Raw genomic sequence first — 26,594 nt, forward strand, 5'->3', positions numbered from 1 at the left:
AAAGTAATATGTCAGCAAAAAATAAAGCAGTTTTTTTAGACCGTGATGGAGTATTGAACCAGGAAATGGGCGATTACGTTCGCCGTATGGAGGACTTTCACATACTCGATAACTTTGAGGCCTTAAAAACATTGCAGGATAAAGGATATTTGCTGATAGTTGCCACCAACCAGGGCGGCTTAGCCAAAGGCTGGTATACAGAGGATGAGCTGGCAAAAATGCATGGCGAACTAAGAAAACAATACCATGCCCACGGTGTTGAATTTACCGACATGTTCTATTGCCCACATCACCCTGATTTTACCGGTGAGTGCGACTGCCGCAAACCAAAACCGGGTTTATTATTAAGGGGAATTGAAAAATATAACCTCGACCCGACCCAATCTTATTTTATTGGCGACAGGGAGCGTGATGTAGAGGCAGGCACTGCCGCAGGTGTAAACGGAATATTAATTAACAGCGATCAACCAATAAGTACGATATTAGATTTGATAAAGTAATATTATACATGGCTTTACCTAAATACTTAAAAAACCTCGATTCACTTTTAGCAGCAATAGCTGGTTTTTATGCTGTACATTTATATACTGCCTATAGCGGTATCGGCATTTCGCCCGATTCAATTATGTATGCCAGTACAGCGCGGAATATTTATGAACATGGCTCGCTGTTAACATTTAATGGCTCACCGCTGGTTTTCTTCCCGGTTTTTTATCCATTCTTTTTAAGTATTGCATTATTTATTTCAAGGGTTGATACGGTTACGGCTGCACCTTATATAAATGGTTTATTGTTTGCCGCTGTAATATTCATCACCGGGTATATTGTATCAAAATTCAAATCAAAACCCTTTATTTATAAGTGGCTTATATTGATAGCATTAGTATTAAGCCCAGCCCTGCTCGAGATCTATACTTATTTATGGTCTGAAACGCTATTTATACTAGAGACAGTATTATTTGTGCTGGTCTACCGTAACTACATGTTAAAGCATAGTATGAAAAGCCTGCTATTACTTAGCCTATTAGTTGCCGTAAGCTGTATAACCCGCTATGCAGGCGTTACTCTAATAGGTGCGGGCGGACTGTTGATGTTGCTCGATGATGAGCTTGTTATTCGCAAGAAAATACAGCATATATTAATATTTGGCTTCTCCTCTATCTCATTATTAGTATTAAACCTGATAAAAAACCGGCTTTCAACAGGCTTAAGCACCGGCACCCGCGAACCTGCGGTAACCCCCTTAAGCAGAAACCTGTATTATGCCGGCACAGTTATGTGCGATTGGATGGGATTACCTAATACATTCTATCCTTATGCAATAGCCATAGCATGTATTATATTATTATCGTTGGTTGCTCTATTAGCTTGGCGGGCCTATAACCGGAAGATGAACACTACGGAAAACATTGTAATTATGTTTGCCGCATTCTATGGTATTTTCATTCCTGTTTTGGCGAGTGTTTCGCGCTTTGAGCCACTTAACAGTCGTTTGCTATCGCCGATGTTTGTTTGTTTGCTGATAGCCTGCACCAGCTGGGTACCGGATATATTAAACGGACTACAGCTTAAAAAACAACTAATTTATGCCATACCATTTGTGGTGCTTATGCTGGCCTTTGAATACTCCGTAGGCGCAACAGATTACCAGCGCTATGACGATGAGGGCGATTACGGCGTTCCCGGTTATACCGATGACGACTGGAATACCTCAAAATTCATCACCTTCCTGAAAACACATAAGGATATTTACAAACCAGGCGTACCCAAATATTCCGATGCGGATGAAGCCGTATATTTCTTTACCGGCACTACCGCTACATTACTGCCACATCGGTATTTCACCAATACTGTAGCTCATTTTTATGGAGTTAAGCATTATTATTTAATCTGGTTCAAAAATTTAAATAATACGGAGCTGATCGGCCTGAAAGACATCCAGCAACAACATAAATTAACCACACTATACTCATTTCCCGAAGGCGCGGTGTATGAGTATAATGCTGATGATAAGTGAGCCGATTTAAAATTATCGCTTAATTATTGTTAATAGCTTCGTATTCAGCAAACTATTGCACACAATTCTATTTTCTCAACAATTGTAACAAAACCTGAAAAAATTGTTACTTTTGTATCCCGTACACAAACATTTTATTCCGGCCTAAAACCGGCATTAAAATCACAAAAAATTTATGACTAAATACATTTTTGTTACGGGCGGCGTTACTTCGTCGTTAGGAAAAGGCATTATTTCAGCTTCACTGGCTAAACTTTTGCAATCGCGCGGCTACAGCGTAACTATTCAGAAATTCGATCCCTACATTAACATCGATCCCGGAACGCTTAACCCTTATGAGCACGGCGAATGCTATGTTACTGAAGATGGTGCTGAAACCGATCTTGACCTTGGTCACTACGAGCGTTTCCTGAATACGCCTACCTCCAAAGCAAATAATATTACCACTGGCCGTATCTACCAAAATGTTATCAATAAAGAGCGTGAAGGTGCTTTTTTAGGTAAAACTGTACAGGTAGTTCCGCACATAACCGATGAAATAAAAAGAAACATTCGCATACTGGGCGAAAGCGGCCAGTATGATATCGTGATCACCGAATTAGGTGGTACCGTGGGTGATATTGAGTCATTACCATACATCGAGGCTGTAAGGCAGTTCAGGTGGGAAGTAGGCAGCAGCAACTCGCTGGTTATTCACTTAACACTTATCCCTTTCCTGGCAGCAGCAGGCGAATTAAAAACCAAGCCTACACAACACTCTGTTAAAATGTTGTTGGAGTATGGTATCCAGCCTGATATTTTGGTTTGCCGTACCGAGCATCACCTCACCATGGATATCCGCAAAAAGATAGCCTTGTTCTGTAATGTGAATATCAACGCGGTTATTGAATCAATTGACGCATCAACTATATATGATGTGCCTTTGCTGATGCTGAAAGAACAGTTGGATAAAACAGTATTAACCAAATTAAAGCTATCGCACAAAAATGAGCCCAGCCTTGAAAACTGGAAGGAATTTTTGGGCCGCTTAAAAAATCCTACATCCGAAGTAAGAATTGGCCTGGTAGGTAAATATGTTGAATTGCCCGATGCTTATAAATCAATTGTTGAATCATTTATACACGCCGGTGCAAAAAATGAGTGTAAGGTTAAGGTTGATTACATCCACTCCGAGCAATTAACTATCGAAAACGCTGTTGAACGCCTGAAAGGCCTGCATGGCGTTTTGGTTGCCCCAGGGTTTGGTCAGCGTGGTTTTGAGGGTAAGATTGAGGCTATACGCTATGTACGCGAAAACAATATCCCATTCTTTGGGATCTGTTTAGGTATGCAGTGCGCCGTTGTTGAGTTTGGCCGCAATGTTTTAGGCTTGAAAGATGCTAACAGTACCGAAATGAACCCTGAAACGGAGTTCCCGGTTATAAACATGATGGAAGATCAGAAGAAAGTTATCCATAAAGGCGGCACCATGCGCCTGGGAGCTTATCCATGCGATTTGAAAAAGAACAGTAAGGCTGCGGCTATATATGGCAAAGCACATATCAGCGAACGCCACAGGCACCGCTATGAGTTTAATAATACCTACCTGAAAGACTATGAAAACGCTGGTTTAATGCCATCAGGCATCAACCCGGAAAACAATCTGGTTGAGATTGTTGAACTTAAAAACCACCCGTTTTTCATAGGCGCGCAATTTCACCCGGAATTAAAATCAACTGTTGCAAATCCTCACCCACTTTTTATTAACTTTGTCGCCGCTTCGCTGGCTTACGCCCGCAAGAAATAAGTAATTGTTGAACACATAATGGATAGAAATTCGTTCACAGGATTATTCCTGATCATGCTGATAGTTTTTGGCTCGTTTTATTTGATGAAACCATCAAAACAAGAGATCAAAAAAGAACAGGAAAGACAGCATATTGACTCTTTAAAAAAGGCAGGTAAAATTGTTACCCCTGCCACAGCAGCTAAAGCTGATACCAGTAAAGTTGCCGTTAAGCTTGATTCCGCGCAATTAAAAGGTGCTTTCGGACCAGCATTAGCAGGTACTGAAAAATTTATCACACTTGAAAATAAAGACCTACGCTTAAAGTTAACTACTCACGGCGGCAGAATATATTCAGTTGAGTTAAAGAACTTTAAAACATTTGACGGCAAGCCGCTCATTTTATTTGATGGCACGCAAAACAGCTTTGGTATAAACCTGGCTGCCGAAAACAAGAACTTTGATACCAACAACCTGTATTTTACATCGGCTACAAGCGGCATTACCGTTGCTGATAAGGATTCAGGATCAGTTACCCTGCGTTTAAACTACAGCGCAACCCAGTATATAGACTATATTTATACACTGAACGGCACTGGTTACAAAGTAGGTTTCACCATTAAACCAACCGGGCTTGATAATGTGGTTGCCAACAGCAACACGCTTAACATTAACTGGACAGCCTACCTGAAAAAACAGGAAAAGGACATGGAGTTGGAGCGCCGCTATTCAACCGTATACTATAAAACGCTTGATGATAACGTTGATTACCTGAGCGAAAACAAGGATGATCAAAAAGATATCACCGATGGTAAAGCACAGTGGGTTTCATTTAAAGGGCACTTTTTCTCTGATGTTATTTTAGCAAACAACGGTTTTGCAAAAACAAATATTTCAGTTGCAATTGATACCAGCGACCACGTAAATACCAAACAAATGAAGGCCGACCTGCAGCTTGCAAAAAGCGCTGACGGCACCTTCCCTATGAGCTTTTACTTTGAGCCGAACCAGTTCCACATGCTGCAAGCCGAAGGTTATAGCCTGGAGAAACAGATCAACTTAGGTCCGGGTCCGTTAAAGTATATCAACAGGTTTGCTACGCTGCCGGTATTTGATTTCCTTAAACAGTTTAACTGGAACTACGGCTTAATCATATTAGCGCTTACCGTTATATTAAAGCTGGTTTTATCGCCGCTTACTTATAAGTCATACTTATCGATGGCCAAAATGAGGGTGTTGAAACCTGAAATGGACGAGATAAAAGCTAAAGTTGGTGAAGATAACCCTACGCTGTTACAACAGGAATACCTGAAGCTCTATAAAAAGGCCGGGGTAAATCCATTGGGTGGATGTTTGCCGTTATTGATACAGATGCCGATAGTTTTCGCATTCTTCCGCTTTTTCCCAAGCTTATTTGAGCTGCGTGGCCAGAGCTTCCTGTGGATGCATGACTTATCAACGTATGATGCTGTAATAACTTTCACCCGTATCCCAGTGATCGGTATAGATCACTTGAGTTTGATGTGTTTGCTGATGACCATATCTACATTAATCTATACCTACTTTAATAATCAGATCTCAGGTGCTACAGGCCAGATGAAATATATCGGTTATATCACCCCCGTTATATTCCTGGTTACGCTGAACAGCTACCCTGCTGGTTTGAATTACTATTACTTCTTGGCGAACATGTTAACCTTCCTGCAACAATACCTAATCAGGTTTATGGTTGATGACAAGAAGATACATGCGCAGATACAGGAAAACAAAAAGAAACCTGAGGATACCAAAAAGAAGAAATCAGGCTTCCAGGCACGTATGGAAGAAATGATGAAACAAAAACAACTGGCGGATACTAAGAAGAAGTAGTTTTTGAGTCAGGAAAGACCGTAAGTCAGCAAGTCTGAAAGTTTAAAAATACAAGACCCCGTTAGGTATACCTAACGGGGTCTTTTGCTACACATCTTCCGGACTTGCTGACTTACGGTCTTTTCCGACTTACTGACTTACGGTCTTTTTCAAAAAAACACTAACATTATTAGCAATAACTTATTACATTTACGCCATGTATGCAATTGTTGATATTGAGACCACCGGGGGGCATGCCAGCGCCAATGGCATAACGGAAATTGCCATATGCATACATAATGGCAAAAAGATAATAGAACGCTATTCAACCCTGGTTAATCCACAACGGGATATCCCTATCTACATCAGCGCGTTAACGGGTATCACCAATGATATGGTGCGTGATGCTCCATTATTTGAGGATGTGGCCCATGACGTTTATCACCTGCTTAACGGTAAAATATTTGTAGCCCACAACGTAAATTTCGATCATTCATTTGTGCGCCATCATTTGCTGGCATCCGGCTACGATCTGCAATGCAATAAACTGTGTACCGTAAGGCTTGGGCGTAAAATACTGCCGGGGCTGCCATCATACAGCTTAGGTAAGCTATGTCATCATTTGGGTATTACCAATGAAAGCCGTCACCGTGCCGCAGGTGATGCCGAAGCTACTTCACAACTCTTTACCCTGCTACTGCAAAGCGATAAAGGCAACCATATTCCTGATGCGTTAAAACAACGATCAAAGGAACAGGTGCTCCCACCCCATTTGCCTAAAAATGACCTGGAACAATTACCCAACATGCCCGGTGTATATTATTTCCATGATCAAAAAGGGAAAGTAATATATGTGGGCAAGGCCAAAAATCTTAAAAAACGAGTAAGCAGTCATTTTACCGGTAATAACCCGGGCTTACAGCGACAGGAATTTCTGCGCAATATCTGCCACATCACCTACCAGCAATGCGGCACGGAGCTGATTGCATTTGTATTGGAAGCTGTTGAAATAAAACGCCTGTGGCCCAAATATAATCGTTCGTTAAAACGTTTTGAGCATGCCTATGCCCTGTATGCATTTGAAGATCAGAGCGGCTACCTGCGCTTAGCTGTAGATAAACACCGCAAATACAATACGCCATTATATACCTGCAACTCTTTACTTGAAGGCCACAGCTTACTGGTTAAGTTAATTGAAACCTTCGACCTTTGCCCAAAGCTGTGTTTTATACAGCGCAATACCGAACCTTGTACAGGAAATACCAAAACATCATGCGCCTGTACAGGCCATGAAAGTGCCGATGATTACAACAAAAAGGTAAACCTGGCCATTGATGAATTAAAACAGGCATTACCCACCTACGCTATCCGCGATGAAGGTCGCACAGGTGAAGAAAACAGTTGTATCCTGATTGAAAAAGGGCAGTTTTACGGCATGGGTTATATCTCCCATTATTTTGATGTAGATAACCTGCAGCAACTAAAAAATCACCTCACACCCTACCCGGGTAATGATTATATAAAGAATATGGTATCCAACTACGCCACTAGATTTCCGGAGCGGAAGGTGGTGTTTGCCTAAGTATTATTTTACTATCCACATTGTCATTTCGAACGATAGTGAGAAATCTTCTGCACTATGCATAGTCCGCAATTCTGTTGAAGAAGATTTCTCACTATCGTTCGAAATGAAATTTTAATTTTTCTTTAGTAAGCTATAGAGCATACCTTCATTAACCTTTACATTTTTATCAATTACAGAAAGCACTACTAAGTATAAATTGTGATTACGTTTAACAAAAATAATTTCTAACGGCAAACTAATATTGTCCGTTTTTTCCCTCATCTTACCATAAAAGTCTAATGGGCTATCTTTATCGTTTTGTATAGAAAAATATTTAAAGTCTGAATGATAATAGGCGATGCTATCGTTTTTTTCAATAACATGAGTTTTGTTACCAGATAAAGTAAGTAATACTTCTTTTATAGAATCAGGTATACCCATTCTGTAATGAATCTCAAATGGACTTTCTTCGTCTATTGCAGTAAATACATGATAACCACCTAAAGGATTACCTGTATCAATATATTGATTGCCTTGTATTGATGCCTTAAGTTTCAATTTATCTATAATTCCAATTTTATATAGAATTATACGATATTTTTTATCATAAGTGAATTCTGAAACAGGGTTACGTGTTTTACTATAGGTTGAATGTTGTAAAAGCAAGCGATCATCGTGATTTAAGATTTGTTCATACTCTTTTGGAACTTGCTTAAGATTTTTTAATTGATCCGCCTCAATAGCCTTGCGAGCATTATTACCTGCGATAATAAAACCAATAAATAAGATAGAAAAAACTGAAATTATAATTAATAATGATTTTTTCATAGTATAATTTCAATAATTAAATATATGCTTATATCACCCCAGCCTTTTCCAACTCCACTTCCATTTGCTGTTGCATTTTCAGCGCCTCGGCCCTTGCCGCATCAGCAAAATCCTCGCCGTTGCTGGCATATATAATGGAGCGTGATGCATTAACCAGCAGACCACAATCCTTGTTCATGCCGTATTTACAAACATCCTCTAGGCTACCGCCCTGTGCACCTACGCCGGGTACCAGTAAAAAGTTATCGGGAGCGAATTTGCGGATATTGGTAAACTCGGTGCTTTTGGTAGCACCTACTACATACATAATACGGTCGGCACCGGCCCAGGTATTGGCTTTTTGTATAACGGTTTCATATAAAAATCCGTTCTCCGTAGTTAAATACTGAAAGTCCTTACTCCCAACCGATGAGGTAAGCGCCAGTATGATGATCCATTTATTATCATAAGCTAAATAAGGCGTAACGCTGTCGTTACCCATATAAGGTGTTACGGTTATGGCATCAAAACCCATCCCTGACGATGCTTCATCAAAAAATGCCTTTGCATATTTATCTGATGTGTTGCCTATATCGCCACGCTTGGCATCAATAATACTTAAACAATCCTTTGGCAAATACTCCCAGGTAGCTATTAAACTCTGTAAACCCTTTACGCCATAAGCTTCGTAAAAAGCTGAATTGGGTTTATAGGCCACGCACAAATCCTGTGTAGCATCAATTATACGTTTATTAAATTCAAATATAGGATCAGGGTATGCCTTTAAAAACGAGGGGATTTTCTCAATATCTGTATCAAGACCAACACATAAAAATGATCTTTTCTGTTTTATCTGGTCTATAAGCTGCTGGCGGGAAATCATGGTAGGAATATTATTTTTTTTACAGCGTCAAAAAAACTAAAAAATAATCTAAGTGTTAAATTAACAATGATATTTATTTTAAAAGTTTGTATTTCAAAATAATTTAATTACAATTGCATCGTTTTCCTTTTGAATTTTTCTTGCACTAAAGAAACAATTAAAACTCCACGTTATTTATTACTAGTACATGGTTTTAGATGTTGCATAACAAAGTTAGTGGGATAAACTTCTTTCAGATAAATATTCAGGTGTAATCGTATTAAATATTGATTAACAAAAACACACAGCTTATTTATTGTTGAAAAACAAATAAACAATAAAAATCTTTTTTGAACTATAATCCATCTCATGTCTGGTACAATTGAATTGAACGACAAACTCGTTTCGGAGTTGCGCGAAATTGCAAAAAGTTTAGGTATCGCTGACGCTGACGAACTTAGAAAAGCTCAGCTTATCACCGCTATTGTTGAACAGCAAAATTTGATAGAAGCCGCAAGGGCTCAGCAAAATGCTGTTGCAAACAATTACGCTCCCATCTCATCAGAAAGCACTGAAACAGTAGCTGATGCCGGTGAAAAATCACGTAAAAGAGTACGTACTATAAAAACTAAAAATAGCACCGCCCCACGCATTGAGGTGCCGCTTGATGATACAAACCTGTTTGATATAGCCGATGATGAGGCCCAGGCAGACGAGGCAGAAACAGAAGCTCCTGCAGAAGTTGAAGCTCCCGTTAGTCAACAAGGCCAACCTGATGATGTTGCTCCAAAAACTGAGGAAATTGTTGCTGAAGCACGCCCTCAAAAATTTGAGCGCCGCATAAACAGCAACCAGAACAACGGTAATGGTCAGTCAAAAAATCAGGAACCAGCTATAAACCTTGATTTTGATAATGTTATTATAAATGAAGGCGTGTTAGAAATTATGCCTGATGGCTATGGTTTCTTACGCTCATCTGATTATAACTATCTTACCTCTCCTGATGATATTTATGTATCGCAATCGCAGATAAAATTGTTCGGTCTTAAAACCGGCGATACTGTGCGCGGCAGCATAAGGCCACCAAAAGAAGGTGAAAAATACTTCCCTTTGGTACGTGTTGAGGCTATTAATGGCCGTATACCTGCTGAAGTACGTGACCGTGTACCTTTCGACCACTTAACGCCACTCTTCCCATCAGAAAAGCTGAGCCTGTTTACTGATGCGGGTAACTATTCAACCCGTATTATGGACCTGTTCTCGCCTATTGGTAAAGGGCAGCGTGGTTTAATTGTGGCACAGCCTAAAACTGGTAAAACCATGTTACTAAAGGATGTTGCTAACGCGATTGCAAAAAATCATCCCGAAGTATACCTGATCATCCTGTTAATTGATGAGCGCCCTGAGGAGGTTACCGATATGGCCCGCAGCGTGCGTGCCGAAGTTGTTTCATCAACATTTGATGAACCTGCTGAGCGCCACGTAAAAATTGCCAACATCGTGCTTGAAAAAGCAAAACGTATGGTTGAGTGCGGTCATGATGTAGTTATCCTGCTGGATTCTATCACACGCCTTGCACGTGCTTACAATACAGTTGCACCGGCATCAGGTAAAATATTATCGGGTGGTGTTGATGCAAACGCATTACATAAGCCTAAACGCTTTTTTGGTGCCGCACGTAACATTGAGGATGGTGGTTCATTAACCATTATAGCTACAGCGCTTACCGAAACCGGCTCAAAAATGGATGAGGTTATCTTTGAAGAGTTTAAAGGTACAGGTAATATGGAGCTGCAGCTGGATCGTAAGTTGTCTAACAAACGTATATTCCCGGCTATTGATATTACCGCTTCAAGTACCCGTCGTGACGATCTGTTGCTTGACCGCGACACCTTACAACGTATCTGGATATTGCGTAACCACTTGGCTGATATGAACTCTCAGGAATCAATGGAGTTTTTACAGGCGCAAATTAGGGGAACAAAAACTAATGAAGAATTTCTCATATCAATGAATTCATAATATTTTTGTATTTATGGAGTTATTATTTTAACTCATAACTTCATAAATACTTAATATAATTCTGATACCTTCATGCCATAATGAAGAAGCGAGTGAAAAAACACCTTCCAAATGCCATAACCTGTGCCAACCTGTTCAGCGGTTGTGTAGGAATCGTTTTCGCCTTTCAAGGCGAACTGGTAATAGCATCATATGCCATCTTTCTTTCAGCTATTTTTGATTTTTTCGATGGCCTGGCCTCACGTGTACTGCAATCCTATTCGGGTATAGGTAAAGACCTGGATTCGCTAGCCGACCTGGTGAGCTTTGGTTTTTTACCCGCAGCTATATTATATGAGCTATTTTTACAAAGCCCTCAAATAAATAATATCAGCCCATACTTAAATTTTATACCTTTTGCAATAGTCATATTTTCGGCACTGCGATTGGCTAAGTTTAATGTTGACACCCGGCAGGCGGAGATCTTTATTGGCTTACCAACTCCTGCAAATGCTATATTAATAGCTTCGCTCCCGCTAACTATGGAGCAGCACAGCCGTTCATCACACTATATTTTAAACCAGTATGGTTTATCAGTTTTGGTACTGGTAATGTGCGCTTTATTAGTTGCTGAGCTGCCATTAATGTCCCTTAAATTCAAGAACCGCGACTTCAACCAAAATATTTATCGCTATTTACTGCTACTATTTTCGGCTATATTGATTCTATTTTTTAAATTCGCGGCAGTTCCGGTGGTTATACTTTTCTATATCACCTTATCAATAATTCAATTCAAAATAGCACATGATAAAGTTCCAGGCTGAAATAGATGTAATGCCAAAGAAAGAAATTCTTGACCCTCAGGGAAAAGCAGTAACAGGCAGCATGAAAAACCTTGGTTTAGCCGAAATACAAAATATACGTATAGGCAAACATATTTCACTTGAAATTGAAGCCCCTACTGCTGAAATAGCCCACGCTAAAGTTGAAGAAGCCTGTAAAAACTTATTGGCTAACTTAATAATGGAAAGCTATACGTTTAAAATAGAGGCGGTTTAAAGATTAGCCTCTTTTTCGGTTTTTACCAGTTCAAGGGCAGCCAGGTTATCAGCCATCATATCATTTAACTGATTAAATTTGGCTGTTATCTCTGCCGGATCAGGGCTAGCTGATTTACATAGTATTTCCAGTTCCTGCACCAACGTTTGGCTATAGAACATACCGAAGAAACTCAGGTTGGCTTTTACTTTATGGGCAGCCGCAGCAGCGGTAGGCCACTCGTTACCGGCAATAGCATTTCCAATATCCTGTAATAAACCAGGCACCTGATCCAAAAACATGGTTATAGATTCAACGATAAACTCATTGCTGCCATCGGCAATATCATATAATGTTGATAGATCAATATCTTTATCTGGTGAAGTGTCAGGCATATAATAATTAGTTGTACTTCAAAAATATAACTTTTTTACAATTAAGGTGTCCCGCAACTCATTTTTCAATTGTAATATAGTTTTATTATAGTTCGGGTGTATTAAATCGGGGGCAATATCACTGAGTGGCTCAAGGGTAAACCTCCTTTTGTGTAATTCGGGGTGCGGCACCTGCAGGCCATCCTCACTAATAATATCCGAGCCATAAAACAATATATCAATATCAATAGTCCGCGATCCCCACTTTTCCTCCCTTTTTCTTCCAAGGATCAGTTCAATATTTAATATCTTTTTAAGAACATCCTGTGCCGGGATATCGGTTTTTAAAAATATTACCTGATTTAGGTAATCAGGCGCATCACTCTTACCCCATGATTGCGTTTCATATACAGGTGATATTTTTATAACCGGTGCTATATCTGCTTCAATATAGCGGATTGCCTCATCCATAAACAGCTTTCTATCACCAAGGTTACTGCCTAACAGTAAATAAACATCAATCATTGTTGTAACAAATATTATGGACAAAGCTCTTAATATTATACGGTATTGAATTACTAAGTTTGCATAAATAATGTATTTATAACTTTTAATGAAACAATTCTTCAAATTCGTCCTTGCCAGCTTCTTTGGCCTTCTGTTAACTATAGTTATTATTATATTAATTTTCATAGCTTATATAGCTTCATCAGGCAATAATAAAAGCGCTGAGGTTGATTCAGATTCAGTTTTACATATTCAATTTACCAAGGATATTCCGGAACGTACACCTTCAAACCCATTTTCAGGCTTAGGCTTTTTAGGGCTTGATGAGGATAGGGACATCGGCCTTAATGATATATTGGCCAACATAAAAAAGGCCAAAACTGACGATAATATTAAAGGCATATTTTTAGATGAAAGCGACATGATGTCGGGCCAGGCTACCGTTGAAGAAGTACGCAATGCCCTGATCGACTTTAAGAAATCAGGCAAGTTCATTATTGCCTATTCCGAGGTTTATACACAACAATTTTATTATCTGGCATCAGTAGCCGATAAAATCTACATCAACCCTAAAGGTATTTTTGAATTTAAGGGTTTCAGCTCGCAGATTACCTTTTTAAAAGGCGCTATGGATAAATTGGGTATCGAGGCACAAATTATTAAAGTAGGCACCTATAAAAGTGCGGTTGAACCTTATTTTCTTACTAAAATGAGCGATGCCAACCGCTTGCAGGTTACCTCCTACCTTGGCTCGATGTATGATCATTTTTTAACCGGGATCAGCTTGAGCAGGGGTATAAATAAAGATTCATTATTTAATTATGCCAACCAGTTCCGCATACAATTTCCGGAGGATGCGTTAAAATACAAACTGGTTGATGGCTTAAAATATAAAGACGAAATTCTGGACGAGATCAGGCAACGTACTGGAATCGAGGCTAAAAAGAATATTCATAGCGTTGAGATCAATGAATATAACCAGAACGACGGCGCCAGCGATGACGATAGTGACAAAAAAGACTCCAAAAACAAGATCGCTATTGTATATGCATCCGGCGAAATTAGTGGTGGCGATGGCGATGATAACAGCATAGGTTCTGAAAGAATATCAGAGGCTTTACGTAAAGTACGCCTTGATGATAAGGTTAAAGCCGTTGTTTTACGTGTAAACTCGCCTGGTGGCAGCTCGCTGGCATCGGATGTGATATGGCGCGAGGTAATGCTTACTAAAAAAGCAAAACCGGTTATTGTATCTATGGGTGATTATGCGGCATCGGGCGGTTACTATATCTCGTGCGCGGCAGATTCTATTATTGCTGAACCAAATACCATTACCGGCTCCATAGGCATTTTCGCCATATTACCTAACCTGCAAAAACTGTTTAATGATAAGCTGGGTATTACGTTTGATGGTGTAACTACCGGAAAATATGCTGATTTGGGTGACATTAGCAGGCCTTTAAGTCCTGACGAAAGAGCAATTTTACAAAACCAGGTTAACCGTGGTTATGACGAATTTACAAAAGCCGTTGCAGCAGGACGCCACAAAACACAAAAATATATCGACAGTATTGGGCAGGGTCGTGTGTGGACTGGTGCACAAGCCGTAAAAATTGGCCTGGTTGACCGCCTGGGGAATATTAATGACGCCATTGCATCTGCAGCAAAAATGGCTAAGTTGAAACACTATAAAATAGACACTTACCCCGACCAAAAAAGCAAGCTGAACAAAGTGGGCTCGTTATTGAACAGCGAGATAAAGATGCGCACCATAAAATCAGAACTGGGCGAAAACTATATATACTACCAGCAAATAAAGGGCGTAACCCAAATGATGCGTACCCCGCAGGCAAGGTTGCCTTATGAAATTCAGATAAAGTAAGCTATTGGTTCATGGTCGATAGTTCATAGTAAAATGATAAAAACTATGAACTATGAACAATTCTAGAAATTAAGGCACAGCTTTTGTACTTTTACACCATAATCTATTTATGGAAAATAAACCCATAGCCCGAACGCTCCGCTTATTATCGCAATTGATGGAACTACATGAGGTTAACCCGTTTAAAATACGGTCGATAGCCAATGCAGCATTTAAGGTTGATAAACTGCCATTCCCGGTTGCCGGTAAAAGCTTTGAAGAACTGGAAAAAGTTGATGGTATTGGCAAAAGTATAGCCGCCAAAATTATTGAATTACAGGATACCGGTACAATGGTGGAGCTACAGGAACTACTTACAGCTACCCCCGAAGGTGTTGTGGAGATGATGGGCATAAAAGGTATCGGCCCCAAAAAGGTAGCTATTATCTGGCATGATCTGGGCATTGAAAATACAGGTGAACTATACTATGCATGTAATGAGAACCGCCTGATTGAAGCCAAAGGCTTCGGCTTAAAAACACAGGAAGAGATCAGCAAAGCTATTGAGTTCAGGATGGCGAGCAATGGTAAATTCCTGTATGCACAGATAGAAAAAGAAGCCAATGATCTGCTGGATCAGCTAAAAAGTTTATTCCCCGGCGCGTTATTTGAATTTGGCGGAGAATTTCGCAGACTTTGCGAAATAGTTAATGAGCTGGTTATTGTATTAGGCAGCCGCGATCAAACCATTGCTTTTGATTCATTATTAAAATCAGAGATACTTAATAATATAACTGCCAACGGCAACCATATTAATGGCGAAATGCCTAATGGCCTCCTGGTTGATATAGTTTGTGTTGAAAAGCGCGACTTTTATAAAGAGTTATTCCTACAAACGGGTAATGATGAGCATGTGGAAGCGGTTATTAGCCGTATAGCAGATGTGATAGATCAGCCTGAAAGCGAGGAAATGATCTACACAAAATCAGGTCTTGAATTTATGAAGCCCGAACTGCGTGAGGGAGATACCTTTATTGCCCGGGCAAGAGATAATGCATTGCCTCAACTCATTAGTTATAACGACCTGAAAGGCACACTGCATAACCACAGTACCTGGAGCGACGGCGTGAATACCATTGAAGAAATGGCTTTATACTGCCGTGATACCTTGAAACTGGAATACTTAGGTATGTGCGATCACAGTAAAAGCGCGTTTTATGCTAAAGGATTAAGCATTGAACGGGTATTACAGCAACACGAAGAGATCGATCACCTGAATAAAAAACTGGACGGCTTTAAAATCTTCAAGGGCATTGAGTCGGATATCTTAAACGATGGTTCGCTGGATTACCCGGATGAGATCCTAAAAAAATTTGATTTTATCGTGGCATCCGTACACTCCAACCTTAAAATGGATGAAGAAAAAGCGACTACCCGCTTAATAAAAGCAATTGAAAATCCATTCACCACTATACTTGGCCACCCAACCGGGCGTTTGTTGTTAAGCAGAAAAGGCTACCCTATCGACTATAAAAAAGTTATAGATGCTTGCGCAGCAAACAAGGTGGTTATTGAAATAAATGCCAATCCACTCCGCCTCGACCTTGATTGGCGTTGGCACCAATATGCACTGGACAAAGGCGTTATGCTATCCATTAACCCGGATGCACACCGTAACGAAGGCTTTTTAGATATGCATTATGGCGTAATTGTAGCCCGAAAAGGCGGTTTATACAAGGAAAAATGTTTAAATGCCTTATCATTGCAGGAAATTCAACAATATTTCAATAACAAAAAAGGTTAATATAGTCATGAGGTTCAAAGTCTGAAAACAAAAAGACCCATGAACTAATGAACCAATGAACTAATGAGCATAATAGACAAAGTACGTTCCATACAAAAATCAGGTAAGCAGCCATCCATATTGGTTATCGGCGATATTATGATCGACCATTATATATGGGGTGGCGCTACAAGATTATCCCCTGAGGCTCCTGTACCTATAGTTAATGTAAAAAAGGAAACTACTACGCTGGGTGGTGCGGGTAATTTAACCCAGAACCTGGTTAGCCTTGGTGCTAAAGTTATGCTGGGCGGTGTTAAAGGTGATGATGAAGCTGGTAAGCAATTAATAGAAATATTAAGTAATGAAGGCGTACAATCAGATACTATAATTACTGATATCAACAGGCCCACAACTATAAAAACCCGTGTTTTAGCTGGCAATCAGCAAATTGTAAGGATCGACAGGGAGCTTACCGATGCACTTACTATTGAACTGGAAGATGAACTTTTAAATAAGTTAATAGCACACATAGATGAAGCTGATATCGTAGTATTGTCTGATTATAATAAAGGCCTGTTCTCCCCTGCTTTTACCCAAAAGGTAATTAAAGCTGCAAACGATCGTCAAAAAAAGGTGATTATTGATCCTAAAGGCTTAAATTATGAGAAATATAAAGGTGCGTTCATCATCAAGCCTAATAAAAAAGAGCTTACAGAGGCTGCTAAAGCCGAGAAAATAAAAGGTATTGACGATGTTCGGGAAGCGGCCAAAGCTATTTTTGAGCAAACAAATGTCACTTACCTGATAGTAACTTTATCGGAAGAAGGCATGGCAATTGTAAGCAAAGATGATTGCAAAATACTCCCTGTTAAGGCTACCGAAGTATTTGATGTTACCGGAGCTGGTGATACTGTTTTGGCCGCAATAGCCTATTTTATAGCATCAGGCTTATCAGTTGAGGAAGCCTGCGACCTGGCAAATCATGCCGCTGCAATAGTGATAAGGCACATTGGCAGCGCCACAACTACAATAGATGAAATTATTGACGACATTAATAATACCCGTTAAACATGGTTAGTGAGGAACTTTACGATCATCAAAATTTAATAAAAAAAGTAATTGATTTGCTTACTGCCGATATTGAGGCGGGTTGTGAATTATTTACCTCAACCATATTAAGCGGTAATAAGATCTTGTTAGCCGGAAACGGTGGCAGTGCAGCTGATTCACAGCACATTGCAGCAGAATTAAGCGGAAGGTTTGTAAAAGACCGTAAAGCATTACCCGCCGTGGCCCTAACTACTGACACTTCGGCCATTACGGCAATAGCCAACGACCATGGTTATGAGTATGTTTTCTCGCGCCAGTTAGAGGCGCTGGCCCTGCCGGGTGATCTTTTTGTTGGTATTTCAACCAGCGGAAACAGTCCAGGTATATTAAAAGCCTTTGAATCAGCAAAAGAATTTGGCTGTAAAACTTTAGGTTTATCCGGCCGGGATGGTGGTAAAATGAATGGACTTTGCGATCTGAATATCATTGTTCCATCTAATGTTACAGCCCGTATACAGGAAATGCACATCCTGATAGGTCACATATTTTGCAAGGCGGTTGACGACTTGTTTTAATAATTTAGTACCATGCGCGATATTGAAAAGACCCTTTCCAGCAAAATAAATGAGCTATCAACACTAAAAACAAAGGTTGCTATCTGGAAGAGTGAGGATAAAAAAGTGGTTTTCACCAATGGCGTGTTCGATCTGATTCATATTGGCCATATCACTTACCTTTCAAAAGCGGCTGAATTAGGTGATAAATTGATCATCGGCTTAAATTCAGATGCTTCTGTTAAGCGGATAAAGGGCGAAAGTCGCCCGGTTAATGGGCAGGATAGTCGCGCGGCATTACTGGCATCTTTCTTTTTTGTGGATGCGGTAGTAGTTTTTGAAGAGGATACACCATTAAATCTGATCACCACTTTAATGCCTGATGTACTGATAAAGGGTGCCGATTACTCCATTGAAAATATTGTTGGCGCTAAAGAAGTAATTGCCAATGGCGGTGAAGTTAAAACTATTACTTTTGTAGAGGGCTATTCTTCAACGTCAATTATTAAGAAGATCCAACAAAAATAAGCTTACCCGCATTTGAAAAATATGATAAGTGAACATTGCAACCAGATATTTGAGCAGGCGATAGGCGACTATCATCGGTTTAATGAAGTAGAAAAGCAATGTGAAAACCCTTTTGCTCCCGTTACTTTAGATAATTTATTATACGCCAAATGCTGGATAGATACCGCGCAATGGCATATGGAAGATGAGATCCGTAACCCCTCTATCCAACCGCTTGAAGTGGTAAAATGGAAACGTAGTATTGATGCTTCCAACCAGGATCGTACCGACATGGTGGAGTATATCGACTCTTATTTTCACGAAAAATATAAAAATATTCAGCCTTTAGCATCGGCCCGGATAAACACCGAGAGTCCTGCCTGGGCCATAGACCGCCTGTCGATCCTCGCCCTGAAAATATACCATATGCGTGAAGAGAGCTTGCGTACAGATGCTGATGAAGCGCACATTACGGAGTGCAAAAACAAACTGGCTATATTATTACAGCAACGTGTTGACCTGTCAACAGCTATTGATGAGCTGCTGGAAGATATAGAAAAAGGAGAAAAATACATGAAGGTTTATCGCCAGATGAAGATGTATAATGATCCTGAACTTAACCCTGTTTTATACAATAACAAAAAATAATGCCGGGGCCAAAGCACATATTGGTCATGCGTTTTTCGGCTATGGGCGATGTGGCGATGACCGTTCCGGTTGTTAAAGCACTGTTAGATCAAAATCCTGAGGTTACTCTTACCTATATTTCCCGCCCTGAATTTGCTGAATTCTTCAAAAATATACCCCGTTTAAAATATTATCCTGCCGATTTAAAAGAACTTTATAAGGGCTTTGGAGGCCTGATAAAACTCTTCAATCACCTGAAAAATCAGGAACATTTTGATGCGGTAGCTGATCTGCATAACAATCTGCGCACCCAAATATTAAGGCGCTTATTCAGGCTAACAGGCGTAAAAACTGCCGCACTGGATAAAGGCAGGGCTGAAAAAAAACTGTTAACACGCTTCCCAAACAAGGTATTAAAACCCCTAAAACGCACTGTTGAACGCTATGCAGATGTGTTCCGCAAGATAGGTTTTTATGTTACACTGGACTATAAACTGGTGAAAAAATCAAAGCCTTTAGCTGATGATATTATTAAAATAACTGGTGAAAAAACCTCCCCATGGATAGGGATTTCACCATTCGCCAAGCATAAAGGGAAGATCCTTCCACTTGAAAAAATGGAGGAAGTGATTGCTGAATTAAACAAACAAGATGTAAAAATCTTCCTTTTTGGAGGATCAATTAGCGAGCAGGAAATATGCAATGAATGGGAGAAAAGATATGCGAATGTGGTTTCCACCATCCGTATATTAAATATGCAGCAGGAATTTGTGCTTATCAATAACCTGGATGTAATGCTTAGTATGGACTCCGCAGGTATGCATTTAGCTTCGCTTGAAGGCACGCCGGTAATATCAGTTTGGGGGGCGACGCATCATTATGCCGGCTTTTTGGGCTATGGACAATCAGAAAATGATATTGTAGCCGACACAATTGAGTGCCGCCCATGTTCTGTATACGGTAATAAACCATGTTTTAGAAAGGATTATGCCTGTTTAAACCGTATAAAAGCCGAAACTATAGTTGATAAATTAACTCAATACACTCGATGAAAAGGTTATTATTAATTCGCCATGCTAAGGCCACCCATGACACTGATTATAAGGATTTTGATCGCCCGCTAAAAAAATCAGGCATAAAAGATTCTGAAATAATGGCCGACCACCTAAAAACAAAGTCATATATACCACAGATAATTTTCAGCAGCCCATCGGTACGTACAAAAAAAACGGCTGATATTTTTGCTGAACATCTCTCAGTAACCAAAATTCAAACTGATAAAGCCATATATGAGGCAAGCGATGCTACCTTGTTAGATATCATCAACGAGTTTCCTGATCAGTATTACTTTATTGCTTTAGTTGGGCATAACCCCGCTATAAGTCAGATGCTTTATCACTTAACAGGGCAAATAAAGGATGTGCCTCCCTGTGCCATAGCTGTAATTGATTTTGAGTTTGATGAATGGAAATTAATAAGCGGCGGCACCGGGAAGCTGGTGCTTTATGATGAGGTGTAAAAAAAGATGCAATTTGAGGGTCATACTGAGCGTAGTCGAAGTATAGGCGTAAAGGCCTTGCCCACATGCTTCGACTACGCTCAGCATGACACCTACCCTTTTCTCTTTAGTCCTATTAACTAATCAAATACGTCTTCCCTGGCAGCGAGCGGATATAGCCCTGCATCTCCATATTTAACAGGTTCATAGCCAGCGTACTCATGGTCATATTGGTTTTTATGGTGAGATCATCAATGGCAAGCGGGGCTTTGTGATCCTTTATCGTATCAAAAATAATTTGCTCATCCCTTGTCAGATCAATAGGTAAAGTAAATTGCTGAACTGCCTTAATATTTTCATCCTTTTCCCAACCTAAACTATACGCCAGATCAGCCGGATTAGTGAGTAATGCCGCTTTGTTATGTCGTACCAGGAAGTTACAACCCTCCGAAAACTCATCTCCTATCCTGCCCGGGAAAGTATAAACATCACGGTTATAAGAGTTTGCTATTTCAGCGGTGATCAGCGCACCGCCTTTTACACTGGCTTCAATAACCACCGTAGCATCGGCCATACCGGCTACTATACGGTTACGTTCAGGAAAATTTTCTCTGTCAGGGATAGTGCCTGACGGATATTCCGACAATAATCCGCCATTTTCGAGCATCTTTTCAGCTGTCGCGCGATTTTGACCAGGATATAACCGATCCAGACCATGTCCCAGGACACCAACTGTAGGCATATCTAAGCGCAGGCACTCCTTATGCGCTGCTACATCAATCCCTAATGCCAGTCCACTTATTATCAGCACGTTGTATTGTTGTAATTCTTCAATTAGCTCTTTACACAAATGCTTACCATATTCAGTGGCGTTACGGGTACCTACTATACTGATAACACGTTGATTATTCAGATCGGCATTACCTTTACTATATAATAATATAGGTGAGTCATTACATAACTTCAGGCGTTTAGGGTAGCGCGGATCCGTATAAAAAATAACATCAATATTATTCTTTTCGATGAATTTCACCTCCTCTTCTGCCTTGCGCAGCGCATCGTCTAAATTTAACTGCTCTATTGTTTTGATACCGATACCCGGAATTTCCAGCAATCTTGATTTAGATACAGTAAATATCCGCTCGGCACTCCCCAGCGATAAAATCAGCGATTTTGATAGCACATGGCTAACATTTTTAACATAAGTAAGGGCAACCTGGTGTAATACAGACATAGTGATAAGATCAGCCTAAAATAAAAAAAGAATCACAATAATGCTATAATAATTAGCAAAATAATAAAACTATAAAAATAGTTTGTGAACTATGAAAATAGTTGTAAATTTACCTAACTATAAAACTAGTTTACTATGCAGATCAAGGAACTCACAAAAGCCGAAGAGCAAATAATGCAGATACTGTGGCAATTAAATGAAGCTATTGTAAAAGAGATCATCGATAAAATACCCGAGCCAAAACCCGCGTATAACACCGTATCAACTGTGGTTAGGGTGTTAGAGGGCAAGAGGTTCATTGATCATAAAGCCTATGGTAATTCACATGTGTACTTCCCTACTATCAGTGAAGCGGAGTATAAAAAGTTCACTTTTGATAAGATGATGAGGAACTATTTTGATGATTCCTACAAAAGCCTCGTTTCATTTATTGCCAATGAAAAAAAGCTCGGCATAAAGGAGCTAGATGAGTTAACCAACCTGATTGACAACCTTAAAAACAAAAAACAATGAACTGGCTGCATTATTTGATGGAAGCTAACCTGTACCTCGCGGTATTTTATACCGTTTATTATGTGTTTTTAAGCAACGATACACACTACACTTTAAACAGGGCCTATTTATTACTGAGTTGCGTGGTTTCATTCATAATACCGGTAGTACAATTAGGATTTTTAAAGCATGAACCACAAGCTCCGGTTGTGCAATATGTTAACTACCATAGTGTAATGGTAAAGCCGATAGAAGTTACATTAATTCCGCCACCTGAAAAATTCACTTGGCAGGATGGTGTCTTTTATATCTATCTGGCTGGCGCGGCGGTGCTGTTATTGGTGTTATTATTCAAGCTTTACCAATTGGTAAGGATAACGCGCAAAAGTAATAAACCAACAAACGCGGGTTATAAACTGGTCTACCTTAATGGCTCCAATACTGCTTTTTCTTTCTTCAATTTTCTATTCATCGGCACAAAAGCTGACGGCAAGGAAACCATTATTAAGCACGAACTGGTGCATATCCACCAAAAACACTCTGCCGATATTGTGTTTATTGAGATATTAAAAATCATTAACTGGTTCAATCCCTTTATTTATATACTGCAATATAGCCTTAAAGCCATACATGAATATATAGCTGATGAAAAAACGGCAGCTACCGAAATCGATGCCCTCACCTATTCCTCATTCCTGGTGCATAATGCTTACGGCTTGAGCGGGTCTTCAATTACGCATTCATTTTTCAATTATAACCTATTAAAAAAGAGGATCATTATGTTAAATCAAAAACGTTCGGGTAGTTTAGCAAGGCTAAAATACCTGCTGGCTGTGCCCATATGTGGCGGCCTGCTGTGTGTTTCAACACTGGCATTCAGTAAAAATTATGGCTGGGTTGTGCTGATGAAGCCAAAGTCAGACACTATAGCTAAACCACCACCACCGCCTGCACCGCCAAAAGTAAAGGTGACTGATGTACGCTTATTACCACCACCAACTCGCGAAAATGTGAGATTTGCCGCACCAGCTTCTCCCAGCGAGATCACAAAAAAGGGATATAAATATGCTGAATCGGGCTATTTAATAAACGGCAAAAGTGATTTCAGAGTGATTATTGTAGAAAAAGATGGCACGCAAACGTCCTATTTTAAAAATACAGCAAGCGCTAAACAAATTAAAATGTTGCGTGATAAGTATGGGTATTCATTCCCTAATATGTCGATATATTCTAAATTACCACCGCCGCCGCCAGCACCATTAGCACCGCCCGCCAAGGAGGCACCGAAAACAAGTATAGACGAGCGCCCTTCACCATCTCCGTCTGCTGCATCAGCAGATGGAGAACTTAAGAGAAGCGCAGACACCGTGCGCCGCGTTCATTCGTCAGTTAATGCAAAAGCCACAAGTAGCATAACTTATCCTAATTTCGATTCTTCAATCTCATCAAATAAGACTCCAAAAGTTTTTGATAGTCTCTATACATTAAAAGGAGGTTTCGAAAAAAAGCAAAAGATGCTGGTAGGGCGTGTTATATATTCGAAATAGGGTATACTGATACCATCTGCTTTACATAATCTTTCTCATGGTTTTTGAGTTGGGTATTGCTGAACTGTTTTTCCGGCTCGGCAATTGCCTGTTTAAGGCTACTTATAATTAAGCCTTTACGTAGATCACCTGCTTGGTTTCAAAAAACTCCTCGTTAAAAAAATCCTTCAGGGAATATTGCTTCACTTTTAAGCCAGATTCGGCTATTTCTTCGCCCAGATCGCCACCTTTAAGGTATAGAATGCCGTTCGGCAGTATATTTTTTGAATCCTTACTGAACTTGTTTTTCACCCAGGGATAAAACTCCTTTAGTCGTGTTACTGCTCGCGATACCACAAAATCAAACTTTTCATCTACCTGTTCAGCACGTAAATGCGCGGCTTTTAAGTTCTGTAAACCCAACGCCGAGGCTACTTCCTTCACCACTTTTATCTTTTTCCCGATGGAATCCACCAAAAAAAACTGTGTTTCAGGAAATAAAATAGCCAGCGGGATACCCGGAAATCCGCCGCCTGTACCTACATCCAGCACATTTTCGCCGGGTCGAAAAGGCATCACTTTGGCTATTCCTAACGAGTGTAAAACATGGCGCTCATATAATTGATCAATATCCTTGCGAGATATCACATTGATCTGGTTGTTCCAGAAATTATATAGTTCGGGTAATTGCTCAAACTGCTGTAATTGCAGTGGAGTGATATCGGGGAAATATTTTATAAGACTATCAGATGTCATCGCGGTTAAAACGATTGAGTATGTTGCCAAGCAAATACCTGGCCCTGAACAACTGCGCTTTTACCGTGCCCAGAGGCAAGTCAAGCTGCTGGGCGATCTCTTCGTATGATAACTCATCAAAGTACCTCAGCGTGATCAGGTTACGGTAACGTATGGGCAGGTTTTCTATCAGTAATTTTAATTCTTCGGTTTGTTGTTTCTTGATGGATGTTTCCTCGGGATTTAAAACATCGGCCTTTATCTGTAAGGTTTTATCATCGCCATCCTCATCCATCATGCCGTGTATCGACATGGTATTCAGCTTCTTTTTCCTGATAAAATCTATACAATTATTGGTAGCCACCCTGAAAAGCCAGGTACTAAAGGCATAATCAGGCTGGTATTTATCCAGTTTTTCAAATGCTTTGGCAAAGGTTTCCACGGTTAAGTCCATGGCATCTTCCTTATTATTCACCATTTTAAGTACCATAAAATAAATGGAATCCTTATAACGGTGCATCAGATCAGCATAGGCTTTTTGATTGCCCTCACGCGCCTTAACCACCAGGTGAAAATCGTTCTTAGCGTTTTCGGTGAAATTTGCGTTTATTTCCATTGCTTGGTTTTTATAAAGGTACCTATAAGGCCGAACACATTTAAATATATATAATAAAACAAATCGAGACCAGGCAGATACCAAAAAAGACCATATGCATCCAGTTTTTTAAATACCTTTTTATAGATCACAAATTGTAGTATCAACCTGAACATAAATATACCTAACGCAAGCAAAGGTTCAAAATTGAAAACCAAACATAATATGAGCACCACGTAAAATAAAAACCCGGTAATGGCATCAAAACTTAACTGGCGTCTGTGCCTGTTTTTATACAATTTACCTACACCCATATGCCTTTTCTTTTGTCTGTACCAGGTTGTAAGGGTAGTTTTTGCGGTGGTATAGGTAAACGTTTCGGGGTGTATTTCAATTATAGTATTATCTGTTGTAGCATTTTCATTTACAAACAGATCATCATCGCCTGATATTACGTGCATATGCGAAGCAAAACCCTTGGCGTTAAAAAACAAGGTTTTGGTATAAGCCAGGTTACGGCCAACCCCCATATAAGGGTCGCCATCCAGCGCTGCCGACAGGTAATTTATAGCAGATTTTAAGGTCTCAAACCGTACAAACGGGTTTAAAAAGTTCCTGCTTTTATAATAAGGCGAATACCCTAATACTATTTGTGCCGGTGTAGTAAAATTAGCTGCCATACGGGCTATCCAGTTAGGCGAAGCAGGCTCGCAATCGGCATCGGTAAACAACAAATGCTCATTTTTTGCTGCCTTTATCCCTAAGGTAAGCGCGAACTTTTTACCGGTTTTAAAGCGATCATGCTCGGTAATTGTTACTACTTTAAGATGTGGATACTTAGCCTGTAGTTCTTCCAGCACAATATCCGAAGTATCGTAAGAGCAGTCATTTATTACTACAACTTCAAAATCAGGGTAATTTTGCTCCAATATTAAAGGCAGGTATCTGCCTAAATTATGCGCCTCATTACGCGCGCTGATGATAACAGATATAGGAATATTCGCGGGAATCAGTTCCTCCATTGGCTTATAAGCCGTAAGCAGGCTATGATCGCCTACCAGGTAATACAGTTGAATTATAAAACAAAGCTGGAGCAGCAGTACCAGCGCTTCTTTAATATAGTTTTCCAATCAATAATCAATATCGGACAAAATTGTTAAAAATTGATGAATTTATCGTGGTTTAATTCGGCTAAGTTTCCACATGAAGCGTTGTGGAAAAACAACCCGATAGTACAGTTAACACGTTATCCCTTAAGCCGAAGCTATTTATCACTATCTTTAACTTAAGCTTAAAAATAAACAAACCTTTAAAGAGCAATTATTTGTTAATTTTGCGCTCTTATA

General features: G+C 39.9%; 26 protein-coding genes. 18 read left to right on the top strand and 8 right to left on the bottom strand.

The window, feature by feature from the left end; genetic code table 11:
• Positions 1-8 precede the first annotated feature (8 nt).
• The 5 genes from BLU33_RS13465 (at position 9) to BLU33_RS13485 (ending at position 7,212) form a co-directional block, all read left to right on the top strand.
• A complete protein-coding gene (locus BLU33_RS13465; protein ID WP_091373672.1) occupies positions 9-500 on the top strand; it encodes a D-glycero-alpha-D-manno-heptose-1,7-bisphosphate 7-phosphatase in 492 nt (163 codons plus the stop codon).
• A gap of 8 nt (positions 501-508) precedes the next feature.
• The gene (locus BLU33_RS13470) at positions 509-2,017 is read left to right on the top strand and encodes a hypothetical protein (RefSeq protein WP_091373675.1); all 1,509 of its coding nucleotides are present in this window, start codon (positions 509-511) and stop codon (positions 2,015-2,017) included.
• 175 nt (positions 2,018-2,192) lie between these two features.
• Complete coding sequence (locus tag BLU33_RS13475) at positions 2,193-3,803, top strand: CTP synthase (protein ID WP_091373678.1); 1,611 nt, start codon at positions 2,193-2,195, stop codon at positions 3,801-3,803.
• Positions 3,804-3,821: 18 nt separating this feature from the next.
• A complete protein-coding gene (gene yidC / locus BLU33_RS13480) occupies positions 3,822-5,651 on the top strand; it encodes a membrane protein insertase YidC (RefSeq protein WP_091373681.1) in 1,830 nt (609 codons plus the stop codon).
• A 196-nt stretch (positions 5,652-5,847) separates the two neighbouring features.
• A complete protein-coding gene (locus BLU33_RS13485; RefSeq protein ID WP_091373684.1) occupies positions 5,848-7,212 on the top strand; it encodes an exonuclease domain-containing protein in 1,365 nt (454 codons plus the stop codon).
• Between the two features lie 114 nt (positions 7,213-7,326).
• On the opposite strand, the gene BLU33_RS13490 is transcribed toward BLU33_RS13485, so the two are convergent.
• Entirely contained in the window at positions 7,327-8,022 is a 696-nt protein-coding gene (locus tag BLU33_RS13490; RefSeq protein WP_091373686.1) for a hypothetical protein, read from the bottom strand.
• Between the two features lie 28 nt (positions 8,023-8,050).
• Positions 8,051-8,881, bottom strand: coding sequence for an orotidine-5'-phosphate decarboxylase (pyrF, locus tag BLU33_RS13495; protein ID WP_091380526.1), 831 nt, complete (start codon positions 8,879-8,881; stop codon positions 8,051-8,053).
• Between the two features lie 351 nt (positions 8,882-9,232).
• Here pyrF and rho point away from each other — a divergent pair, with 351 nt between their 5' ends.
• The 3 genes from rho to purS all read left to right on the top strand — a co-directional run bounded on the left by rho (position 9,233) and on the right by purS (position 11,923).
• Positions 9,233-10,885, top strand: coding sequence for a transcription termination factor Rho (gene rho / locus BLU33_RS13500; protein WP_091373689.1), 1,653 nt, complete (start codon positions 9,233-9,235; stop codon positions 10,883-10,885).
• A 92-nt stretch (positions 10,886-10,977) separates the two neighbouring features.
• Positions 10,978-11,688: a CDP-diacylglycerol--serine O-phosphatidyltransferase gene (gene pssA, locus BLU33_RS13505; protein ID WP_232009274.1), complete on the top strand. Its 711-nt coding sequence runs from the start codon at positions 10,978-10,980 to the stop codon at positions 11,686-11,688.
• Positions 11,669-11,923 (top strand): phosphoribosylformylglycinamidine synthase subunit PurS, encoded by a 255-nt coding sequence (gene purS / locus BLU33_RS13510; RefSeq protein WP_197684503.1) that lies wholly within the window; start codon positions 11,669-11,671, stop codon positions 11,921-11,923. The genes pssA and purS overlap by 20 nt, the downstream gene beginning before the upstream one ends.
• Here the strand turns inward: purS and BLU33_RS13515 are convergent.
• Together BLU33_RS13515 and folK are read right to left on the bottom strand one after the other, a co-directional pair.
• Positions 11,920-12,297, bottom strand: a complete 378-nt coding sequence (locus BLU33_RS13515) for an Hpt domain-containing protein (protein WP_091373695.1) — start codon at positions 12,295-12,297, stop codon at positions 11,920-11,922. The two genes, purS and BLU33_RS13515, sit on opposite strands and share 4 nt — an antisense overlap.
• Positions 12,298-12,315: 18 nt before the next feature.
• Positions 12,316-12,801, bottom strand: a complete 486-nt coding sequence (gene folK / locus BLU33_RS13520) for a 2-amino-4-hydroxy-6-hydroxymethyldihydropteridine diphosphokinase (RefSeq protein ID WP_091373697.1) — start codon at positions 12,799-12,801, stop codon at positions 12,316-12,318.
• Positions 12,802-12,889: 88 nt separating this feature from the next.
• Here folK and sppA point away from each other — a divergent pair, with 88 nt between their 5' ends.
• The 8 genes from sppA to BLU33_RS13560 all read left to right on the top strand — a co-directional run bounded on the left by sppA (position 12,890) and on the right by BLU33_RS13560 (position 20,687).
• Positions 12,890-14,665: a signal peptide peptidase SppA gene (gene sppA, locus BLU33_RS13525; protein WP_091373700.1), complete on the top strand. Its 1,776-nt coding sequence runs from the start codon at positions 12,890-12,892 to the stop codon at positions 14,663-14,665.
• A gap of 109 nt (positions 14,666-14,774) precedes the next feature.
• On the top strand, positions 14,775-16,448 hold the full coding sequence (locus BLU33_RS13530) for a DNA polymerase/3'-5' exonuclease PolX (protein WP_091373703.1): 1,674 nt from the start codon (positions 14,775-14,777) through the stop codon (positions 16,446-16,448).
• 63 nt (positions 16,449-16,511) lie between these two features.
• Positions 16,512-17,498, top strand: coding sequence for a D-glycero-beta-D-manno-heptose-7-phosphate kinase (gene rfaE1, locus BLU33_RS13535; protein ID WP_091373705.1), 987 nt, complete (start codon positions 16,512-16,514; stop codon positions 17,496-17,498).
• Positions 17,499-17,500: 2 nt separating this feature from the next.
• Complete coding sequence (locus BLU33_RS13540) at positions 17,501-18,055, top strand: D-sedoheptulose 7-phosphate isomerase (RefSeq protein WP_091373708.1); 555 nt, start codon at positions 17,501-17,503, stop codon at positions 18,053-18,055.
• 12 nt (positions 18,056-18,067) lie between these two features.
• A complete protein-coding gene (gene rfaE2 / locus BLU33_RS13545; RefSeq protein WP_091373711.1) occupies positions 18,068-18,562 on the top strand; it encodes a D-glycero-beta-D-manno-heptose 1-phosphate adenylyltransferase in 495 nt (164 codons plus the stop codon).
• Positions 18,563-18,583: 21 nt separating this feature from the next.
• Positions 18,584-19,189, top strand: a complete 606-nt coding sequence (locus tag BLU33_RS13550) for a DUF4254 domain-containing protein (protein WP_091373714.1) — start codon at positions 18,584-18,586, stop codon at positions 19,187-19,189.
• 26 nt (positions 19,190-19,215) lie between these two features.
• Positions 19,216-20,220: a glycosyltransferase family 9 protein gene (locus BLU33_RS13555; protein ID WP_232009275.1), complete on the top strand. Its 1,005-nt coding sequence runs from the start codon at positions 19,216-19,218 to the stop codon at positions 20,218-20,220.
• Positions 20,217-20,687, top strand: coding sequence for a SixA phosphatase family protein (locus BLU33_RS13560; RefSeq protein WP_091373721.1), 471 nt, complete (start codon positions 20,217-20,219; stop codon positions 20,685-20,687). The genes BLU33_RS13555 and BLU33_RS13560 overlap by 4 nt, the downstream gene beginning before the upstream one ends.
• Before the next feature lie 115 nt (positions 20,688-20,802).
• Here BLU33_RS13560 and dprA read toward each other — a convergent pair whose 3' ends face one another.
• Positions 20,803-21,900 (bottom strand): DNA-processing protein DprA, encoded by a 1,098-nt coding sequence (dprA, locus tag BLU33_RS13565; RefSeq protein ID WP_091373724.1) that lies wholly within the window; start codon positions 21,898-21,900, stop codon positions 20,803-20,805.
• Between the two features lie 135 nt (positions 21,901-22,035).
• Between dprA and BLU33_RS13570 the strand changes: the two genes are divergently transcribed.
• Positions 22,036-22,413 (top strand): BlaI/MecI/CopY family transcriptional regulator, encoded by a 378-nt coding sequence (locus tag BLU33_RS13570; RefSeq protein ID WP_091373727.1) that lies wholly within the window; start codon positions 22,036-22,038, stop codon positions 22,411-22,413.
• The gene (locus BLU33_RS13575) at positions 22,410-23,939 is read left to right on the top strand and encodes a M56 family metallopeptidase (RefSeq protein WP_091373730.1); all 1,530 of its coding nucleotides are present in this window, start codon (positions 22,410-22,412) and stop codon (positions 23,937-23,939) included. Before BLU33_RS13570 ends, BLU33_RS13575 begins: the two co-directional genes overlap by 4 nt.
• Before the next feature lie 108 nt (positions 23,940-24,047).
• Here BLU33_RS13575 and rsmG read toward each other — a convergent pair whose 3' ends face one another.
• Genes rsmG through BLU33_RS13590 form a run of 3 tightly spaced genes read right to left on the bottom strand, consistent with a single transcriptional unit; the run spans position 24,048 to position 26,378 of the window.
• Complete coding sequence (rsmG, locus tag BLU33_RS13580) at positions 24,048-24,674, bottom strand: 16S rRNA (guanine(527)-N(7))-methyltransferase RsmG (RefSeq protein WP_091373733.1); 627 nt, start codon at positions 24,672-24,674, stop codon at positions 24,048-24,050.
• A complete protein-coding gene (locus tag BLU33_RS13585) occupies positions 24,664-25,269 on the bottom strand; it encodes an RNA polymerase sigma factor (RefSeq protein WP_091373737.1) in 606 nt (201 codons plus the stop codon). Before BLU33_RS13585 ends, rsmG begins: the two co-directional genes overlap by 11 nt.
• Complete coding sequence (locus BLU33_RS13590; protein WP_232009276.1) at positions 25,260-26,378, bottom strand: glycosyltransferase; 1,119 nt, start codon at positions 26,376-26,378, stop codon at positions 25,260-25,262. The genes BLU33_RS13585 and BLU33_RS13590 overlap by 10 nt, the downstream gene beginning before the upstream one ends.
• Positions 26,379-26,594 lie beyond the last annotated feature (216 nt).

It is taken from the genome of Mucilaginibacter mallensis, from assembly GCF_900105165.1.
GTDB lineage: Bacteria > Bacteroidota > Bacteroidia > Sphingobacteriales > Sphingobacteriaceae > Mucilaginibacter > Mucilaginibacter mallensis.

Bases quoted from the DNA above. Each gene is read 5' to 3' on its own strand.
- BLU33_RS13550 (WP_091373714.1), top strand. From the start codon at position 18,584: ATGATAAGTGAACATTGCAACCAGATATTTGAGCAGGCGATAGGCGAC.
- rfaE1 (WP_091373705.1), top strand. From the start codon at position 16,512: ATGAGCATAATAGACAAAGTACGTTCCATACAAAAATCAGGTAAGCAG.
- BLU33_RS13575 (WP_091373730.1), top strand. From the start codon at position 22,410: ATGAACTGGCTGCATTATTTGATGGAAGCTAACCTGTACCTCGCGGTA.
- BLU33_RS13530 (WP_091373703.1), top strand. From the start codon at position 14,775: ATGGAAAATAAACCCATAGCCCGAACGCTCCGCTTATTATCGCAATTG.
- yidC (WP_091373681.1), top strand. From the start codon at position 3,822: ATGGATAGAAATTCGTTCACAGGATTATTCCTGATCATGCTGATAGTT.
- purS (WP_197684503.1), top strand. From the start codon at position 11,669: ATGATAAAGTTCCAGGCTGAAATAGATGTAATGCCAAAGAAAGAAATT.
- BLU33_RS13515 (WP_091373695.1), bottom strand. From the start codon at position 12,297: ATGCCTGACACTTCACCAGATAAAGATATTGATCTATCAACATTATAT.
- BLU33_RS13570 (WP_091373727.1), top strand. From the start codon at position 22,036: ATGCAGATCAAGGAACTCACAAAAGCCGAAGAGCAAATAATGCAGATA.
- BLU33_RS13465 (WP_091373672.1), top strand. From the start codon at position 9: ATGTCAGCAAAAAATAAAGCAGTTTTTTTAGACCGTGATGGAGTATTG.
- BLU33_RS13490 (WP_091373686.1), bottom strand. From the start codon at position 8,022: ATGAAAAAATCATTATTAATTATAATTTCAGTTTTTTCTATCTTATTT.
- BLU33_RS13560 (WP_091373721.1), top strand. From the start codon at position 20,217: ATGAAAAGGTTATTATTAATTCGCCATGCTAAGGCCACCCATGACACT.
- BLU33_RS13585 (WP_091373737.1), bottom strand. From the start codon at position 25,269: ATGGAAATAAACGCAAATTTCACCGAAAACGCTAAGAACGATTTTCAC.
- BLU33_RS13555 (WP_232009275.1), top strand. From the start codon at position 19,216: ATGCGTTTTTCGGCTATGGGCGATGTGGCGATGACCGTTCCGGTTGTT.
- BLU33_RS13475 (WP_091373678.1), top strand. From the start codon at position 2,193: ATGACTAAATACATTTTTGTTACGGGCGGCGTTACTTCGTCGTTAGGA.
- rho (WP_091373689.1), top strand. From the start codon at position 9,233: ATGTCTGGTACAATTGAATTGAACGACAAACTCGTTTCGGAGTTGCGC.
- BLU33_RS13485 (WP_091373684.1), top strand. From the start codon at position 5,848: ATGTATGCAATTGTTGATATTGAGACCACCGGGGGGCATGCCAGCGCC.
- folK (WP_091373697.1), bottom strand. From the start codon at position 12,801: ATGATTGATGTTTATTTACTGTTAGGCAGTAACCTTGGTGATAGAAAG.
- dprA (WP_091373724.1), bottom strand. From the start codon at position 21,900: ATGTCTGTATTACACCAGGTTGCCCTTACTTATGTTAAAAATGTTAGC.
- rfaE2 (WP_091373711.1), top strand. From the start codon at position 18,068: ATGCGCGATATTGAAAAGACCCTTTCCAGCAAAATAAATGAGCTATCA.
- sppA (WP_091373700.1), top strand. From the start codon at position 12,890: ATGAAACAATTCTTCAAATTCGTCCTTGCCAGCTTCTTTGGCCTTCTG.
- BLU33_RS13540 (WP_091373708.1), top strand. From the start codon at position 17,501: ATGGTTAGTGAGGAACTTTACGATCATCAAAATTTAATAAAAAAAGTA.
- BLU33_RS13470 (WP_091373675.1), top strand. From the start codon at position 509: ATGGCTTTACCTAAATACTTAAAAAACCTCGATTCACTTTTAGCAGCA.
- rsmG (WP_091373733.1), bottom strand. From the start codon at position 24,674: ATGACATCTGATAGTCTTATAAAATATTTCCCCGATATCACTCCACTG.